This is a genomic window from Nocardia aobensis NBRC 100429 (assembly GCF_000308375.1).
GTDB lineage: Bacteria > Actinomycetota > Actinomycetes > Mycobacteriales > Mycobacteriaceae > Nocardia > Nocardia aobensis.
Genome location: NZ_BAFQ01000220.1, coordinates 1 through 591 on the forward strand (window position 1 = coordinate 1; position 591 = coordinate 591).

Below are 591 nucleotides of genomic sequence, written 5' to 3' on the forward strand. Positions count from 1 at the left end.
TGGAAGCCGCCGTGGAAGACCACCACATTCGGCCGGCCCGTGGCCTGCCGGGCCAGCCGCAGCGCCGCCTCCACCGCCTCGCTTCCGGAATTGGCGAAGAACACCGAATCCAGATGCGCGGGAAGCACATCGGCGAGTCGTTCGGTCAGCCGGAGCAGCGGCCGGTGCATGACCGTCGTGTACTGGCCGTGGATGAGGCTGCCGATCTGCTCGCGCGCGGCCTCCACCACCCGCGGATGACAGTGCCCGGTGCTGGTGACGCCGATCCCGGCGGTGAAGTCGAGGTACCGGCGCCCGTCGGTGCCGTACAGGTAGCAGCCCTCGCCGTGATCCACGGTGACCGGCGTGGCCTGCCGGAGAACGGGGGAAAGTGCAGTCATGGTGATCCGCCTCCCGGCGACGGGAAATCCGGCGTGCGACGGCCGGATTCTTATTGTCGGATTGTTGACAATGTGTATAACATGACCGCGATGGTGACGGCAATGACAGCGCTGATCCGAGATGCTGTTCCGAGCTGAGGGGCGAGCGATGACGCACACGGTGACAGATTCGGACGAGGCGACGATCGCCGCGATCGACAGCGTGCCGACC

The 591-nt window shown here is 66.5% G+C and carries 1 protein-coding gene; it reads right to left on the minus strand.

Annotation, left to right across the window (positions count from 1 at the left end; translation table 11 throughout):
• On the minus strand, positions 1–380 hold a 380-nt coding region (locus RJ03_RS27300), incomplete at its 3' end, for an aminotransferase class III-fold pyridoxal phosphate-dependent enzyme (RefSeq protein ID WP_036507495.1).
• Positions 381–591 lie beyond the last annotated feature (211 nt).